15 protein-coding genes, 1 tRNA gene and 1 pseudogene are annotated in these 15,499 nt (G+C 53.4%); 15 read left to right on the top strand and 2 right to left on the bottom strand.

The window, feature by feature from the left end; all coding sequences use genetic code 11:
* Positions 1-134 precede the first annotated feature (134 nt).
* The 9 genes from BN1969_RS14150 to BN1969_RS17290 all read left to right on the top strand — a co-directional run bounded on the left by BN1969_RS14150 (position 135) and on the right by BN1969_RS17290 (position 8,754).
* Entirely contained in the window at positions 135-527 is a 393-nt protein-coding gene (locus BN1969_RS14150) for a hypothetical protein (RefSeq protein ID WP_050624897.1), read from the top strand.
* Positions 528-544: 17 nt separating this feature from the next.
* Positions 545-1,363 (top strand): alpha/beta fold hydrolase, encoded by an 819-nt coding sequence (locus BN1969_RS14145; protein ID WP_050624896.1) that lies wholly within the window; start codon positions 545-547, stop codon positions 1,361-1,363.
* Positions 1,364-1,387: 24 nt separating this feature from the next.
* Positions 1,388-2,431, top strand: coding sequence for a TAXI family TRAP transporter solute-binding subunit (locus BN1969_RS14140; RefSeq protein WP_077138772.1), 1,044 nt, complete (start codon positions 1,388-1,390; stop codon positions 2,429-2,431).
* 95 nt (positions 2,432-2,526) lie between these two features.
* Positions 2,527-4,440, top strand: coding sequence for a TRAP transporter permease (locus BN1969_RS14135; RefSeq protein ID WP_050624894.1), 1,914 nt, complete (start codon positions 2,527-2,529; stop codon positions 4,438-4,440).
* Between the two features lie 175 nt (positions 4,441-4,615).
* Positions 4,616-5,818 (top strand): CaiB/BaiF CoA transferase family protein, encoded by a 1,203-nt coding sequence (locus BN1969_RS14130; protein ID WP_050624893.1) that lies wholly within the window; start codon positions 4,616-4,618, stop codon positions 5,816-5,818.
* A 1-nt stretch (position 5,819) separates the two neighbouring features.
* Positions 5,820-6,500: a DUF1847 domain-containing protein gene (locus BN1969_RS14125; RefSeq protein ID WP_242850348.1), complete on the top strand. Its 681-nt coding sequence runs from the start codon at positions 5,820-5,822 to the stop codon at positions 6,498-6,500.
* A complete protein-coding gene (locus tag BN1969_RS14120; RefSeq protein WP_050624892.1) occupies positions 6,497-7,321 on the top strand; it encodes an amidohydrolase family protein in 825 nt (274 codons plus the stop codon). The genes BN1969_RS14125 and BN1969_RS14120 overlap by 4 nt, the downstream gene beginning before the upstream one ends.
* Positions 7,309-7,869 carry an MBL fold metallo-hydrolase gene (locus tag BN1969_RS19110; RefSeq protein ID WP_242850347.1) on the top strand — a complete coding sequence of 187 codons (561 nt, stop codon included), beginning with the start codon at positions 7,309-7,311 and terminating at the stop codon, positions 7,867-7,869. Before BN1969_RS14120 ends, BN1969_RS19110 begins: the two co-directional genes overlap by 13 nt.
* Before the next feature lie 699 nt (positions 7,870-8,568).
* Positions 8,569-8,754, top strand: a complete 186-nt coding sequence (locus tag BN1969_RS17290; RefSeq protein WP_077138771.1) for a site-specific integrase — start codon at positions 8,569-8,571, stop codon at positions 8,752-8,754.
* A 6-nt stretch (positions 8,755-8,760) separates the two neighbouring features.
* Here BN1969_RS17290 and BN1969_RS14105 read toward each other — a convergent pair.
* Together BN1969_RS14105 and BN1969_RS14100 are read right to left on the bottom strand one after the other, a co-directional pair.
* Positions 8,761-9,902 (bottom strand): annotated as a pseudogene (locus BN1969_RS14105) (IS256 family transposase).
* Positions 9,903-10,121: 219 nt separating this feature from the next.
* Positions 10,122-10,198, bottom strand: a tRNA-Pro gene (locus BN1969_RS14100).
* Positions 10,199-10,312: 114 nt separating this feature from the next.
* Between BN1969_RS14100 and BN1969_RS14095 the strand changes: the two genes are divergently transcribed.
* From BN1969_RS14095 to BN1969_RS14070, 6 genes are all read left to right on the top strand, one after another.
* Positions 10,313-11,323 (top strand): M23 family metallopeptidase, encoded by a 1,011-nt coding sequence (locus BN1969_RS14095; protein WP_050624890.1) that lies wholly within the window; start codon positions 10,313-10,315, stop codon positions 11,321-11,323.
* On the top strand, positions 11,324-11,944 hold the full coding sequence (locus tag BN1969_RS14090) for a site-2 protease family protein (protein ID WP_077138770.1): 621 nt from the start codon (positions 11,324-11,326) through the stop codon (positions 11,942-11,944).
* 20 nt (positions 11,945-11,964) lie between these two features.
* On the top strand, positions 11,965-13,809 hold the full coding sequence (locus BN1969_RS14085) for a TIGR03960 family B12-binding radical SAM protein (protein ID WP_050624889.1): 1,845 nt from the start codon (positions 11,965-11,967) through the stop codon (positions 13,807-13,809).
* Entirely contained in the window at positions 13,802-14,467 is a 666-nt protein-coding gene (locus BN1969_RS14080) for a TIGR03936 family radical SAM-associated protein (protein WP_050624888.1), read from the top strand. The genes BN1969_RS14085 and BN1969_RS14080 overlap by 8 nt, the downstream gene beginning before the upstream one ends.
* 133 nt (positions 14,468-14,600) lie before the next feature.
* Positions 14,601-14,873, top strand: coding sequence for a preprotein translocase subunit YajC (gene yajC / locus BN1969_RS14075; protein ID WP_050624887.1), 273 nt, complete (start codon positions 14,601-14,603; stop codon positions 14,871-14,873).
* A gap of 115 nt (positions 14,874-14,988) precedes the next feature.
* On the top strand, positions 14,989-15,408 hold the full coding sequence (locus BN1969_RS14070; RefSeq protein ID WP_050624886.1) for a TIGR04086 family membrane protein: 420 nt from the start codon (positions 14,989-14,991) through the stop codon (positions 15,406-15,408).
* The last annotated feature ends 91 nt before the right edge of the window (positions 15,409-15,499 follow it).

Genomic DNA, 15,499 nt, shown 5'->3' with positions numbered 1-15,499 from the left:
GGCAGGGGAACAGATCTGTTCCCCTGCCTATTGAAGGTATTTTCATACGGGCAGAATCACTACATCAGCGCTTGCAGATTGTATGGCGCGGATTGCGTTATTGTTATTAGTAGAATAAAGCGGAGGAATCGAATATGACAGATTTGGAACGCCTTGAGAAGTTTAAACATCTTAAGGAAATGATTAATGGCCCCGAAGCAGAGAAATTTAAAAATTATTGGGACGGACGCTTTTTTACCGGAGATATGACCTTTATCTTCGATAAAACTCCATACAATATGTATTTCTACAAGGGGACCATGATTGACGTTCAGATTGGACAGCCTGCAAACGGATACTATGTAGGAATCAAGGGAACACAGGCCCAGTGGGATGAGTTCTTTGACCACCGCAATTTCCAGTTGTCCATATCCGTAAAGCATTGTGAGCATCCCTTTGAACAGCTGGGCAGTGCACTGGCGAACAGACAGAACAACACCATTGTTGCACAGGTCATGCGTCTGACCGCCAAGGCAATCTGCGACTGAGAAAGGAGTGATATAATATGGCAATTACTGGTGGATATATTACCGTAAATGGGATCAAGACATATTACGAGACCAATAATGGTCCACATAACCCAAAGGGGACCATTGTGGCACTGCACACAGCGGGCAGAGATTGCCGGCAGTACCATGGCATGATGGACCTGTGGGAGGACCAATACAATGTAGTTGCATTTGATATGCCTGCCCATGGTAAGTCTTGGCCCCTGCCTGGCAATGTAGGCATCACAGACTATAAGGAATATGGAAAGTTTGTCTGGGACTTTATTCAGACGATGAACATTACCGATCCCATTGTGATTGGCTGTTCTGTGGCCGGCAACATGGTCTACTATATTGCCGAGCACTACCCGGTGAAGGCAATGGTATCCATGCAGGGCTCTACCTATATCAAGGCTATGGGCAGCTCCTACGGCGCAACGGTGGATCTGCTGGATAATCCTTATGTGAGTTGCCAGCATTCACACTGGGATTTCTCCGAGAGTTTGATTGGCAGTAAGTGTCCGCCCGAAGCCCACGAATTTATTATGTGGGGGGTGTGCCAGGAGTGTGGGCGCACCAAGAAGGCTGACTTGTCCATCTACAATAATTATGACGTCACGGACGATCTGAATAAGATCACATGTCCTTGTCTCCTCATTCGCGGCGAAGAGGACTGGAATGTACCTGAGCATTATTACCATACCGCTATGGAGGGATTGGTAAACGCGAAAAAAGTTCAGTTTGTACCGGTTCCCGGGCATGGCCACTTTATCGCGGTGGAAGCGCCTGAAGTGATTTGCAAATTAATCGATGAATTTTTGATGGATTGTCAATGATTCAACAAATGAGGGGGTAGTTTTATGAAAATGCTACGCAGATTTTTAGCATTGGCCGTAAGTATGGCTCTGGCCGCTAGTTTAGTAGCCTGCGGTTCCGGCAGCGGGACCGAATCCGGTGGTAGCACAGCTGGCAGCACACCCTCTTCTGGAGAAAAACGTGCGCTTTGTATGGGGACAGGGTCCTCCAGCGGTGCCTGGTACATTATTGGCGGCGGCATTTCCAACGCAGTGAACCTGAATTCCAGCCAGTTTACGATTACAAATGAAGCTTCTTCCGGTGGTGGTGAGAACCTGCGTAACCTCCAGGAGGGTAACGTGGATATCGTAATGCTCAATTGCGATATGGGTTACTTCTACTATACCTCGACTGACTCCTATGAGGGGGCTGGCAGTGATACTCTGCGCAGCATGATTGCCATGCCTTCTTCTCCCATGCACATTGTAGTGAAAGCCGGTTCCGGCATTGACAGCCTGGATGATCTGAAGGGCAAGAGCATTGCCGTCGGTACTGCGGGTAGCGGCTATGAATCGTTTGCCAGCAAAGTGATTGCCTGTGCCGGCATGTCTTATGATGATATGAAGGTGCAGATGATCAATCCATCCCAGATGCCTGAAGCCATGCAGAACGGCCAGATTGATGCCTTCTTCTATCCGGTTCAGGCACCTGGCAGCGCCATTACTGAGTTGGCTCTGAGCACAGATATTGAGCTGATGAACTTAAGCGAAGAGTTTATTGATAAGTTTATGAGCGAGTATGTAGGCTATATTGAGTATACAATTCCTGCCGGTACTTATAATGGCCAGGATGCGGATATTTCCACTTTGGCGACTGGCCAGTTCATTGCCACGGATCGGGACAACTTTACTGAAGACGAAATGTATGCCCTGATGTGTGACATTTTTGACAACCGTGAGGAGTGGGTGGTGTCTCACAACACTTGTGCCGAGATTACCGAGACCAACATCGGCAGTCTGATTGTTCCTCTGCATGTGGGTGCAGTGAAGTTTTATACCGAGCGAGGCGTGGAAATTCCAGAAGAACTGATTCCTGCTGAGGCACAGTAAGCGGTGCCTCAGAGCAATTAGTGATTCTTGATTATGATACAGAGGGAGCTTATGTAAGCTCCTTCTGTATCTATCACAAAGAAAGGAGATTTTGCATGCCGTCGGGATGTATCATTGACTCTGCTGCATATAAACGTATTGCTACGATTATAGCAATCATAATGGCTGTATTCCAAATCATTGTGGCTGGGTATGGTTTTATCGTGACCAATATGAGGTGCGCGATCCATCTTACCTTTGCCATTACACTGGTAGGAATGTATAAGCCTGTTCGCTTTAAAAGTAATATTCTAACGGATACATATAATATTGCATTTACTTTATTATCAATCGTATGCGGCATTTTCCTAACCTATGAGACGAGAGCTGATTATGCTTTGACCTATACGCTAAATGGTCCGAGCCAAATGGATGTGATTGTCGGTACCATTCTTATTGTTATGATTCTGCTGTGCGCGAGACGGACAACGGGCAATGCGCTTCCGATTATATGTGCCATTTTTATACTCTATGCAATTTTTGGCCATCATCTTCCTGGATTGCTTACGCACAAGGAGTACACCTGGCGCAGTATCGTTGACGTTGTGATTTTTACAAGCGAAGGCTTGTTTGGACAGCCGCTCAGCACGTCGTCTTCTTATGTGGCTTCCTTTGTGATTTTTGGCGCTTTTCTGTCTGCAACGGGTGCCGGGCAGTGGTTTATCGATATGGCATATTCCCTGACGGGGAAATTTAGAAGCGGACCAGCAATGACAGCTGTGGTATCCTCTGCGGCTATGGGAACCATTTCCGGTACGGGCGTGGCGAATGTAGTAACGACAGGCGCCTTTACAATTCCCCTGATGAAGTCCTGTGGCTACTCATCCAAGCTGGCTGGTGCGGTGGAGGCTACGGCCTCAACCGGCGGACAGATCATGCCGCCTGTTATGGGAGCCGGTGCATTTATCCTCGCGGAAATGATTGGCATTTCCTATGCTGAAGTTTCTGTGGCAGCTATTATGCCGGCGCTGATTTACTTTTTGGCCGTTGCGTTCCAGGTAGATTTTGAAGCGGGCAAATTGGGCATGAAAGGCCTGCCTGAAGACAAGCTTTTGCCCAGGATGAAAACCTTGAAAGAGGGATGGCTCTTCCTGATCCCAATCGCAGTTCTGATTTGGGCTTTGTGTATCATGGGCTATTCGGCCAACTATTCCTCTTTATATGCCATTGCAGTTATCTTACTGATTGGATTCCTCTTTCTTCCCAAAGGAAAAAAATTAAATGTTCAAAAGGTATTTGAGGCGCTGGAAGGAAGTGCCAAGGACATGCTGCCTGTTGCTATGGCTTGTTCTGTGGCCGGACTTATGATTGGCGTACTGACCAAGACTGGCCTGGGCTTGAAGTTCACCTCCATCTTGCTGAGCGTTTCCGGCGGGGCTAAGCTGCCTACCATGGTTCTGACGATGGTATGCTGCATTATTCTCGGCATGGGCTTGCCCACGACTGCGGCGTTCATCATCACCTCGACTCTGTGTGCACCTGCACTGATCCAGCTTGGTATTACTCCAATGGGTGCATATATGTTTGCCTTCTACTTTGCCTGCCTGTCTGCTATCACACCTCCTGTGGCGCTGGCCGCTTTCGCTGCGGCCGGACTTTCTGGTGCTAAGCCAATGGAAACCGGATTCTGTGCAACGCGGCTTGGTTTGGCCGGATTTTTGATTCCGTATTTCTTCTGCTTTACTCCGGCCATGCTTATGCAGGGAAGTCCCTTTGAAATTATTCGTGTCTGCGTGACCTCTGTAATCGGAATTTACTTCCTGTCTGGCGGCCTGGAAGGCTTTATGTATCGGAATTTGAATGTTATTGAGCGTATTATTCTCATCGTGGCGGCCTTGCTTTTGGTTGAAGGCGGTGGCTTGACCGACTTGATCGGTATCATCATAGGTGGTTTCATTGTTTTTATTCAACTGCGGTATATGAAAAAAGGCGACAAGGAACAAGCGAAAACCGAGGCGAAGAACCTATAAGTAAACTAGCATATTGCCGTTTGAGTTGAAAAATAATCACTCAAACGGCAATATGCTGATGCGTACGTTATTTCAGGCAGAGCATTTGTACGGAGCTACAACCATAAAGCGGCCTGAACGTAAAGCATGGTATTCAGTGGATATCATTACAATATGAGAAAAGGAAGTAGATTCTATGGAACGCAAAAAAGGTTCTGCTCTGGCGGGATTAAAGGTGTTAGATTTAGGGCGAGTCATCGCCGGTCCTTTGGCCGCTTCTATGTTGGCAGATATGGGAGCTGATGTCATCAAGGTGGAAACACCCAAAACCGGTGATCTTGCCCGGAACATGCTGCCGAAAAAGGACGGAATCAGTACATACTTTGTGGTGTTCAACCGAGGCCAAAAAGGTGTTACATTAAATCTAAAAAGCGAAGAGGGGAGAGAAATCCTTCTAAACATGGTACGGGATGCAGACGTGCTGATCGAAAATTTCCGGCCAGGCGTTATGAAACGACTGGGGCTTTCTTACGAGGATGTGTCAGCGGTGAATCCCGGAATTATTTATGCCTCTGTGTCCGGATATGGACAGGAGGGAGAATATTCCGGGCGAGCCTGCTTTGACCCTGTGGCACAGGCCATGAGTGGTTTGATGAGTGTTACAGGATCTGTTGACGGGGAATGTGTTCGCTGTGGAGCCTCGATTGCCGATGTGCTGGCAGCACAGAATACGGTGATTTGTATTCTGGCAGCGTTGGAATATAGAAGAGTTTCCGGCAAAGGGCAGAGAATTGACATTGCATTGCTGGATTCGTGCATTACGGCGCTGTCGAGCATCAACCAGATCTATTTTACCAACAATAAAATTCCCAAAAATTTGGGCAATTTCTTTGAGGCCAGCGCCCCAGGAAATACGTACCCCACTAAGAGCGGGGAAATGGTCATGATCAGTGCGGGACAAGCCAATGCATGGCCCAAATTTGCACATATTTTGGGCCATGACGAATGGGTGGAATGGCCTGAATTTAAAAATGTGGAGGACCGAGTTCGTAACCGTAAGCTGTTGGATCCTCTCATTGCGCAGGAGACTGTCCGATTTGACAAGGAGGAACTACTGAATCAGCTGGCGCAGGCCAAGATTGCTGCGGCGCCGGTACAGAATGTGGCGCAGGTGGCCAATGACCCATATTTCCGGGATGAGCGGGAGATGTATACCGAAGTGGAACATCCTCAGCTAGGCGCAGTACGAATCACCAATGCTGCTCTGAAAATGTCTGAAACGAATCCTTATGTGCGCGGATGCGCTCCCCTGTTGGGAGAGCACAACAAGGAAATCTACAGTGCTATGGGATATACACCGGAGCAGCTGCGTGAGTGGGAAGAAAAAGGCGTGATTTAAATTGGAACTGGAAAAGAAGTTATTTCTGCCTTCTTGTGCAGACTGCGGTATGAAGGGGTGTAGGGGGCAAGAAAATCATTATCCCCCTTTTTGCCCTACCAAGGGCGTTTCAGAGTCCCTAAAAGGTGAGACAGTGAGCTGCCTTCAGGGAGAAGACCAGCGTGTGGCTATGGCCTCTGCACTGGTGGAATATGAGGGCTATGGAGCCTGGTGCAGAATCGAAGATACGATTGCATTTGCCCGGCGGATGGATGTAACGCGGATTGGTGTGGCCACTTGTTTGGGGTTGTTGCAAGAGGCGAAGCTTCTCACCCAGGTGCTCCGGGCCAGGGGCTTTGAAGTATATACGGTTTCCTGTAAGGTTGGAGCAGTGAAAAAGACGGAACTGGGCCTGCCGGAGTGCTGTGATATCTGTGGGATGAACATTTGCAATCCGGTTTTGCAGGCCAAGCTGCTGAATCAGCACCAGACTCAGCTGAACATTGTATTTGGTCTGTGCGTGGGACATGACAGCCTTTTTTATAAGTATTCTGACGCGATTTGCACTACTTTAGTGGCCAAAGATCGTGTGACAGGACACAATCCCGTGGTTCCTCTCTATCAGCTGCAATCTTACTACAAGCGTTTGATGGAGGAACCTGTTCCGGTTCGCCGAGTTTCTCAAAAGGAGGAATCGGTTTGATCGACGCGCATGTTCATTGTTTTCCTGGCAATCTGGCACCCCGTGCACTGTCGAAAACAAATATGTACGGGACATATGAAACAGATGGAACAATTGAAGGGCAACTTCGTCTGGCGAAACGATATGCCATCGAAAAAATCATGGTTTTGAACATCGCCAACAAACCTGAACAGCAGGAGCATGTTAATCAATATGCCATATCGATCAACGGGCTGGAAGATAAGGTGGTTTCCCTGGGGTCAGTTCATCCCTTTGCACCCAATGCGGTGGAGACCGTAGAGTGGTTGTATGAGCAGGGAATCAGAGGAATAAAATTTCAGCCGATTCGGCAGAAATTTTATATGGATGATCCGATTTGCCGCCCAATTTTTCGCAAGATTGGAGAGCTTGGAATGCTGACGGTCATTCATGGTGGACGGTCCATCCGCACCGAGCATTTCCATGTCCTTCCTAAAGCGATTGGCCGTTGCATCGATGAATTTCAAGGTGCACCTGTGATTTGCTCTCACATGGCAGGAATGTTTTGCGCCGAGGACGAAATCAAAGAACTTGCCGCTATGCCTGTTTATACTGATACGGCACTGTGTGCCCGGCATCTGGATCAAAAAAAGTTTGATTGGGTGGCAGAGCAGTTTGGCGCAGATCGTATTTTATTTGGTACAGATATGCCCTGGGCGAATATGGAAAAAGAAATGTCCTATATTCAGAAATCGTTCTTCGGGGCAGGAGACCAGGAAAAAATTTTTCGTGGGAACGCGCTTGCCTTGTTCGAGCGCTGTGGGATGATACCGCATCTGTCCATATCAAATTGTTTGGACTGAGAGGAGTCTTTATAAAAATTACATGGTTAGGACATTCGTGTTTTAAGATTGAATCCAAAGGATACCAGATCATCCTAGATCCCTATCAGGATGGCAGCGTACCTGGTTATCGTCCAATTGCTGAGCAGGCCGATCAGGTGTTGTGTAGCCATGAGCACCGGGACCATAACGGCAAGGAGGCAGTTACTCTGCGCCAGGGTATGAATTCCCCGTTTACAGTAAGAACCATCGACACATGGCATGACGATCAGCAGGGAACCCTGCGTGGAAGCAATCTGATTCATATTTTGGATGACGGCCAGTTTACCGTTGCTCATTTGGGAGATTTAGGCTGCGAATTGATGCAGTCACAGATCGAGGAACTAGAAGGCCTTGATGCACTATTGATTCCCGTCGGTGGATACTATACGATTGATGCCGTCCAGGCCCGGGCTGTTGTAGAAAAGCTGCGGCCGAATATAACGGTTCCAATGCACTATCCGGCGAGAACTTTGGCTATGATGTGCTGGAGACAGTCGATGCCTTTGTTACAGTGGAGAATCCTGTAGTGCGCTACGGCAGATCTTGGATGAACTTGGATAAGAATTCCAGTTCTTATATTGCGCTTCTCGAGCCGCAAAATAAGCCGGTGTAGTTTGAAATTCCGGAAGTAAATGGAAAGAAACACATGCCGGGGCGTAAAGCAAAGCCGCCGTTGGAAGCCGTCTGGATTCCAATTTCAATATATAGTATATAGATTTCCCAATCTTTTCTTAGCGGGAAATCAGAACCCACGGCATAGAAAACCAACAGGAAAGGTGCTCCTTGTGAAAAGGGGCACCCTTCCTGTGATAAAGCCAGAAAACCGTCTGTAGTATTTGGCAGTCGCCTGTGAAATCAAAATTGTAAAATTTGCTTCTTACAACATAAAGCAAGAAAAATTCGCTATTTTTATACGAAAACAGCTGATTTTTAGCCTGAGTAGCGGAACTTGTAGCCGATGCCCTATGAATCCGAAGGACTCTGTGAAATTTTCTCTGCTTTTTGTGGTTGCTTTTTAGCGTTTCATATCCAATCCGCTCTTTCTCAGAACTCTTTGAACATAGTGTTTCCATGGTGATCAGAGGCGGTGTGTGGTAGGTTCTGTGGTCAGAAACGCTCCCCATTCTTTGGCAGACCATTTCTATGTGTTTTGCGACGCCATGGGTTGACACCTGTCGCCCAGCACCGCGTACTACAACTTCAAGCGCATCGCCAATGATATCGGTGTGCCTGACACACGGCTTCATGACCTGAGCCACAGCTACGCAGTGGCTTTCTTGGAGGCTGGGGACGATATCAAGACCGTCCAGAGCAACCTGGGACATCACACAGCATCCTTTACCCTGGATGTCTACGGCCATGTGGGTAGTGTCAAGAGTTTTTCGCAAATTGGTTTGCAGCCTTTGGGATGAATGAAGTCAGCCAGCAATGGAGGTGTCCTCAAGGGTCGCCTCCAGGTGCTTCATGTTCATGTACTTCTTATTGCCCCACTGGGTGCCGGCCACATGGCGCAGCCTGGCACAGACCAGCATGAGAGCAGAATGGCCGTCCGGGAAACTGCCTACCACACGAGTGCGGCGGCGGATCTCACGGTTCAGCCTCTCAATAACATTGTTGGTACGGATGCGAGTCCAGTGCTCGCTGGGAAAGTCACAATAGGTAAGCGTTTCCTCAATACCATCTTCCAACTTCTTGGCAGCCTCTTTCAGCTTCATGGAGTGCAGTTCCTCCTCTACCGCCTTAGCCTTTTCTCGGGCAGCTTTCTTGCTCTCTTGTGCGTGGATCGCCTTGAGCATCTTAGCAACCAGCTTCACCTTTGAGTGAGGCGTGACAGAGAATACATTTCGGTAAAAGTGTACAGTACACCGCTGGTATTTTGCTTCAGAAAACACTTCGCCTACAGCCTCCAGCATACCAAGATACTTGTCGCCAACAATGAGTTTCACTCTATCCAGACCACGGCCACTTAGCTATTGGAAGAAACTGACCCAGCTGGACTTGTCTTCTTTCATCCCCTCAGCGGCGCCCAGAACCTCACGGTATCCGTCCTCATTGACTACAATCACCACCAGAATGGCCACATTTTCAAACTCTCCGCCCCAGTTGCGGCACAGGTAGATCCCATCCACATAGACGTACGGATACCGCTCACCTTGCAAAGGACGGTTCCGACAATCCTCGATATGGACATACGCTTTCTTTTTCAATTCACTGATGGTAGAGGGAGAGACTTTGCTACCCCACAGGGCCTCAGTAATGTTTTCTATGTGGCGGCCAGATACATTTCAATAAGAGCCTCTTCCACACTACTCTCCCGCCGGCGGTATCGCTCAATGATGGCGGTCTCAAAGGAGATCTCCTTGAGCTTGGGTACTTTGAGGGTGACATCCCCGGAAGTGGTGGTGAGGTTGCGGTTATAGTGACCGCTACGGTAGCCCCGGCGCTGCTCGTTACGCTCGTACCGGGCAGCCTGGGTCAGCTTCTCCGCCTCAGCCTCCAGCAGCTCATTAAGGGTTTCCTCTACACTGCCGCGTACCAACTCCTTGAGCTGACCCTTGATAACTTCTTCGTTTAGCTGTACAACTTCTCAGACATGGTTTGCTGTCTCCTTTCAGAATGGTGTGTCGCGACTTCATTCTACCAGAGGTATGCAAACCATGTCTCTTTTTGTTTTTGCGAAACTTATTCTACCTGACCCGAAAAGGGAAACAAAAAGGGAAAATGAAGGCTGAAAACAACAAAGGAGCCTTGAAACCCAACAGTTTCAAGGCTCCTGAGGTGGTCGGAGTGCCGGGATTCGAACCCGGGGCCTCTTGGACCCGAACCAAGCGCGATACCAAACTTCGCCACACCCCGATGCAGTTAGCTTATCTATTATATTTTCTTTTCTAAGATCTGTCAAGAGGAATATAGCATCTTTTCTCGGAATAGATTGGGGGTATCCATCAAACAGGACAGGGAGGGGCATCTATGTACAGCCAGTCCACACAGGCAGCGCGTCGGAGGAGACCGGCCGCGCAGGGGAGGCGCACAGGGAAACAGGAGGAGAGTGGCAGGAGGGAGCGTGTCCGGCTGGTCCAGCTGCTGGCGTGTCTGGCACTGTTCCTCACCGTGTTCATCGGAAAGGGAGTCTTTCCCCAGCGGCTGGACCAGCTGGGGGAGGATATCCTGGCGCTGATCGGCTCCAACACTGATTTCCGGGCGGCGTTTTCCGACCTGGGTGAGTCACTGGCGGAGCAGGACTCCGTGCTGGGAGACATCGGGGAGTTCTGCATCCAGGTGTTCGGGTCCGGGCAGGACTCCGGCGGAGAGGCATCTCCCGCCCTGGCTGGTGGGGTGGAGGAGGAGAGCCGCTTCCTTAACAGCCGGCCGGACATGGCGGAGCTCACCGCCCACTATCTGCGGCTGGACCGGGTGCCCGACAGCTGGCTGCCGGGGGAGCAGGCGGAGGGAGAGGCAGCCCAGCAGACACCGCAGGCCCAGACGGCAGCGCCTGCGGTGGGAACGGTGCTGCTGAAAGCCAATTATAACGGCCCGGAGCTGCCAGCCAACTATACTATGGACCAGATATCCCTGGGGGACCTGAAGACCGTGACCCCGGTGTTCGGCCCCCTCTGGTCCACCTACGGCTACCGGGACCACCCCATTGACGGAGAATACAGATTTCACAACGGAGTGGATATCGGCGCCTATCAGGGGGACCCCATTCTGGCATTCGCCGCAGGCACGGTGGAGTATGTGGGGGAGAACGACGACCACGGACTGTATTTCCAAATCGACCACGGCAACGGCATCAAATCATTTTACGCACATTGCAGCAGGATCTGTGTGACCACGGGACAGACCGTGTCCGCGGGGGAGAAGGTGGCAGAGGTGGGGTCCACAGGGAACTCCACTGGTCCCCACCTGCACCTGGAGCTGAAATACGCGGGGACCCATCTGGACCCGGCATACTATATCGACTACAAGCAGGCCGTCTGAGTGGGGCGGGGGAGGATCACGGTCACGCCCGGATTCCTGTTCCTGATGGCCTGGTGCAACTATGCGGACCAGCAGGGGCTCCTGCTCCCGGCCCTGGCAGGGTGCGCGCTCCACGAGCTTGGCCACCTGGCGGCCATCTGGGGGCTGGGCGGATCGGTGCGGCGCCTGCGGCTGACGGCTGTGGGGGCGGAGATCCAGCTGGAGCGGCCCATGTCCTATCCGGGGGAGCTGGCAGCGGCGCTGGCGGGCCCGGCGGCCAACCTGGCGGCGGCCTGGCTGTGCTGCCGGGCAGAGGGCGGGGCCCTCTTCGCCGGGCTGAATCTGGCGCTGGGCTGCTTCAATCTGCTTCCAGTGGGCAGGCTGGACGGGGGACGGGCGCTGCACTGTCTGCTGTCCATGTCCATCGGGCCGGCTGCGGAGGAGGCGGAGGCGGTCCTGGACCGGGTCCTCATCGCCTTTTTGCTGGCGCTGGGCGTGCTCCTGATCGGCTGGGGAGGCAGTTTTACCCTCCTCCTGGTGGCACTCTGGCTGCTGGCAAAAGAAAAAGAGGGGAAAAAGGGAAGAAATAGGTCTTGTCAAGGGCTTCAGAAACGGGTAAAATGGTTCCTGCACTCGAAATGAGAGTTACCTGGAGGGACGTCATGAACCGGACACTGGAGCGTATTCTGCCAAAAGTACAAAAGCCCGCCCGTTACACTGGCGGAGAATATAATGCGGTGGTGAAGGATCGGGCCCAGGTGGACACCCGGTATGCCCTCTGCTTTCCAGACACCTATGAGATCGGTATGTCCAACCTGGGGATGCGTATCCTGTATGGGGCCATGAACCAGGTTGAGGGCCTGTGGTGCGAGCGGGCTTTTGCTCCCTGGGGAGACATGGAGGAGGAGATGCGCCGGGAGGGCATCCAGCTGTACGGCCTGGAGAGCGGCGATCCTCTGTGCGACTTTGACATTATCGGATTCTCGCTGGGCTACGAGATGGCCTACACCAATGTGCTGAACATGCTGGATCTGGCGGGCCTGCCTCTGCGCTCGGAGGAGCGGCGGGACCTGGCCCCGCTGGTGGTGGCGGGGGGGACCTGCGCCTATAACCCGGAACCCCTGGCCCCCTTTGTGGACTTCTTCGTGCTGGGGGAGGGGGAGGAGGTCACCCTGGAGTACATCGCCCTCTACCGCCGGGCCCGGGACGAGGACTGGACCAAGGAGGAGCTGCTCCGGGAGGCGGCCCGCATCCCGGGCATCTATGTGCCCTCCTTCTACGAGCCGGTCTACCGCCCCGACGGAACACTGGAGGAGATGCGCATCCGGGAGGGCTCCGGCGCGCCGGAGCTGGTGCGCAAGCGGGTGGTGGAGGACATGAACAAGTCCTATTTCCCGGTGAAGACCATCATCCCCTCTACAGAGATCGTCCACGACCGGGTGATGCTGGAACTGTTCCGGGGCTGTATCCGGGGCTGCCGGTTCTGTCAGGCCGGATACGTGTACCGCCCGGTGCGCAGCCGGGACCCCAAACAGCTCGCAGAGTATGGAAAGGCGGCCTGTGAGGACTCCGGCTATCAGGAGATGACCCTGTCTTCTTTGTCCTCCACCGACTATCCCTGCCTGCTGGAGCTGTGCGATGACCTGCTGGACTACTGCGCCCCCCGGGACATCGGGCTCTCACTGCCCTCCCTGCGGGCGGACACCTTCTCCATGAATCTGATGGAGCGGCTCCAGCGGGTGAGGAAGGGAGGCCTCACCTTCGCGCCGGAGGCGGGGACCCAGCGGCTGCGGGACGCCATCAACAAGAACCTGCGGGAGGAGGACCTGCTCCAATCCTGCCGCACCGCTTTCGCCGGCGGGTGGAGCGGCGTGAAGCTCTACTTCATGCTGGGCCTGCCCACCGAGACTGATGAGGATGTACTGGGGATCGCGGATCTGGCCCGCAAGGTCTATTTCGCCTGGCGGGAGTACACTCCCAACCCCAAGCGGGGGGTGCGGATCACGGTGTCCACCTCCTGGTTCGTGCCCAAGCCCCACACGGCCTTCCAGTGGGAGGCCCAGATCCCCGTGGAGGAGTACCAGCGGCGGGTGGGCCTGCTGCGGGACGCCCTGAAGCGGGACAAGTCCATCACCTACAACTGGCACGACCCCCAGACCAGTTATCTGGAGGCTATCTTCTCCCGGGGGGACCGCCGCCTGGCCGACGTGTTGGAGTGGGCCTGGCAGCATGGGGCCAAGTTCGACTCCTGGAGCGAGTATTTCGACTACCAGCGGTGGATGGATGCCCTGGAGGCATGCGGGCTGGATGGGGACTTCTACGCCCACCGGGAGCGGCCGCGCAGCGAGGTGTTTCCCTGGTGCCGCATCGACCCCATGGTGACCCCCGCTTTCCTGTGGCATGAGCGGGAGCTGTGCTACCAGTCCCAGACAACCCCGGACTGCCGCACCCGTTGTTCCGGCTGCGGGGCCAACCGTCTGCTGAAAGGAGGGGTGTGCAATGGCTGACCGCCTGCTCTTCTCCAAGACTGGGAGAGCCAAGTACATCTCCCATCTGGACCTGATGCGCACCTTCCAGCGGGCCTTTTTCCGCTCCGGCATCCAGATCAGGCACACGGAGGGCTTCAATCCCCACCCCTTCGTCTCCATCGCGCTGCCCCTGTCAGTGGGCTACTCCAGCCAGTGCGAGATCCTGGAGTTCGGGCTGGTGGGGGGCGCATCCTATGAGGAGGTGCCGGCGCGGCTCACTGCCGCCATGCCGGAGGGCATCGTGATCCATAGCTGCTATCCGGCCCAGCGGCCGGTGAAGGAGCTGTCTCGGGTCAACTACATCATCAATATGGAGTACGAGGAGGGGCGGCCTTTGGAGGCAGAGACCGCCCTGAGCCGCCTGCTGGGGCAGGAGAGCCTGGTGGTGCGGAAGAAGTCGAAGAAGGCCAAGGCCGGCTTCACCGAGGTGGACCTGATCCCTCTGATCTACAGCTGGAACCTGGAGGTGCAGCGGGACACCATGACCCTGGATGCGGTGCTGGCGGCCCAGAACCCGGGACTGAATCCAGAACTGATCCGGGCGGCTTTTTGCGAGACTTACCCAGATCTCCAGCCGGATTTCGTCACCTTCCACCGCCGCGCGGTGCTGGACGGGGAGGGAAAGGAGTTCCGCTGACCGGCGTGTAAAACCAGGTTTGAGAAAATTTGCAAAAAAGGCTTGTCAACCGAAGGGGAAACAGGTATAATGACAAAGACGCCTTTTGGCAGCACTACCGAATTTTTGGAGGGAATCTACCTTGGATAGTGGGATGTACAGCATTGTTTTGTTAGTCCTGATGTTTGCGCTGCTCTACTTCTTTATGATCCGCCCGGAGAACAAGCGGAAGAAGCAGGCGCAGGCCATGCGGGACTCTCTGACCGTTGGGGACGAGATCACCACCATCGGCGGCATCATCGGCACCATCTGTGCTGTGAAGGAGAACACCATCGTTATCGAGACCGGTGCCGACCGTGTGCGGATCGAATTCACCAAGTGGGCCGTGTCCACCAAGGGGGCCCAGACTTCCGAGACCACGAAGTAAAGGACTCCGTGCCGTGCTTCCGGGCTGCTGTGCCCTGGGGCAGAAATGACAGGCATGACAAGCACCCTTCCCGCATAAGATTCCATACCTGGAACTTGCGGGGAGGGTGTTTTTTGTGAAAACGAAAGGAAAGCGGGAAGAGGCGGAGAGCCCCTGGCTGGGGACCATGTGCGGGATGCTGAAGGGGGGCGCACTGGCGTTTCTGACGGCGGTGGCCATCCTGTTCCTGTGTGCGCTGGCGGTGTCCAACCGCTGGCTGGGGCAGGGGATGATGGACAGCGCAGTGATGGCGGCCTGTGCCCTGGGGGCTCTCGCCGGCGGCCTGCTGGCCGTCCGTCAGGGCCGGGGCAGGAGCCTGCTGATGGGCTTCGGGGCAGGTCTGATCCTGTTCCTGCTGCTGCTCACTGCCGGTTTCCTGTTCTATGAGTCAGCGGATCTGCGCAACGGCGGGCTGGGACTGCTGCTCTCCTGCGGCTGCGGCGGTGCCCTGGCGGGCGTACTGGGGGGAAAACCAAAGAAAAAACGCAGAAGATGATTGAAATCCCGGCCTGTGTATGGTATAATCCTACCATACATATTGGCGGGGCCATGCTCCGCCCTATGACAGCATATTAGGGAGGAAGATT

The sequence above is a fragment of the Clostridium phoceensis genome, from assembly GCF_001244495.1.
Taxonomy (GTDB): domain Bacteria; phylum Bacillota; class Clostridia; order Oscillospirales; family Oscillospiraceae; genus Lawsonibacter; species Lawsonibacter asaccharolyticus.
The sequence above is the reverse complement of the archived record's forward strand: the minus strand, read 5'-3'. Positions and strand labels throughout refer to the sequence as shown.

Excerpts from the sequence above, each read along its gene's own strand:
- BN1969_RS14150 (WP_050624897.1), top strand. The coding sequence starts at position 135 with ATGACAGATTTGGAACGCCTTGAGAAGTTTAAACATCTTAAGGAAATG.
- yajC (WP_050624887.1), top strand. The coding sequence starts at position 14,601 with ATGTACAGCATTGTTTTGTTAGTCCTGATGTTTGCGCTGCTCTACTTC.
- BN1969_RS14145 (WP_050624896.1), top strand. The coding sequence starts at position 545 with ATGGCAATTACTGGTGGATATATTACCGTAAATGGGATCAAGACATAT.
- BN1969_RS14085 (WP_050624889.1), top strand. The coding sequence starts at position 11,965 with ATGAACCGGACACTGGAGCGTATTCTGCCAAAAGTACAAAAGCCCGCC.
- BN1969_RS14080 (WP_050624888.1), top strand. The coding sequence starts at position 13,802 with ATGGCTGACCGCCTGCTCTTCTCCAAGACTGGGAGAGCCAAGTACATC.
- BN1969_RS14140 (WP_077138772.1), top strand. The coding sequence starts at position 1,388 with ATGAAAATGCTACGCAGATTTTTAGCATTGGCCGTAAGTATGGCTCTG.
- BN1969_RS14135 (WP_050624894.1), top strand. The coding sequence starts at position 2,527 with ATGCCGTCGGGATGTATCATTGACTCTGCTGCATATAAACGTATTGCT.
- BN1969_RS14095 (WP_050624890.1), top strand. The coding sequence starts at position 10,313 with ATGTACAGCCAGTCCACACAGGCAGCGCGTCGGAGGAGACCGGCCGCG.
- BN1969_RS14130 (WP_050624893.1), top strand. The coding sequence starts at position 4,616 with ATGGAACGCAAAAAAGGTTCTGCTCTGGCGGGATTAAAGGTGTTAGAT.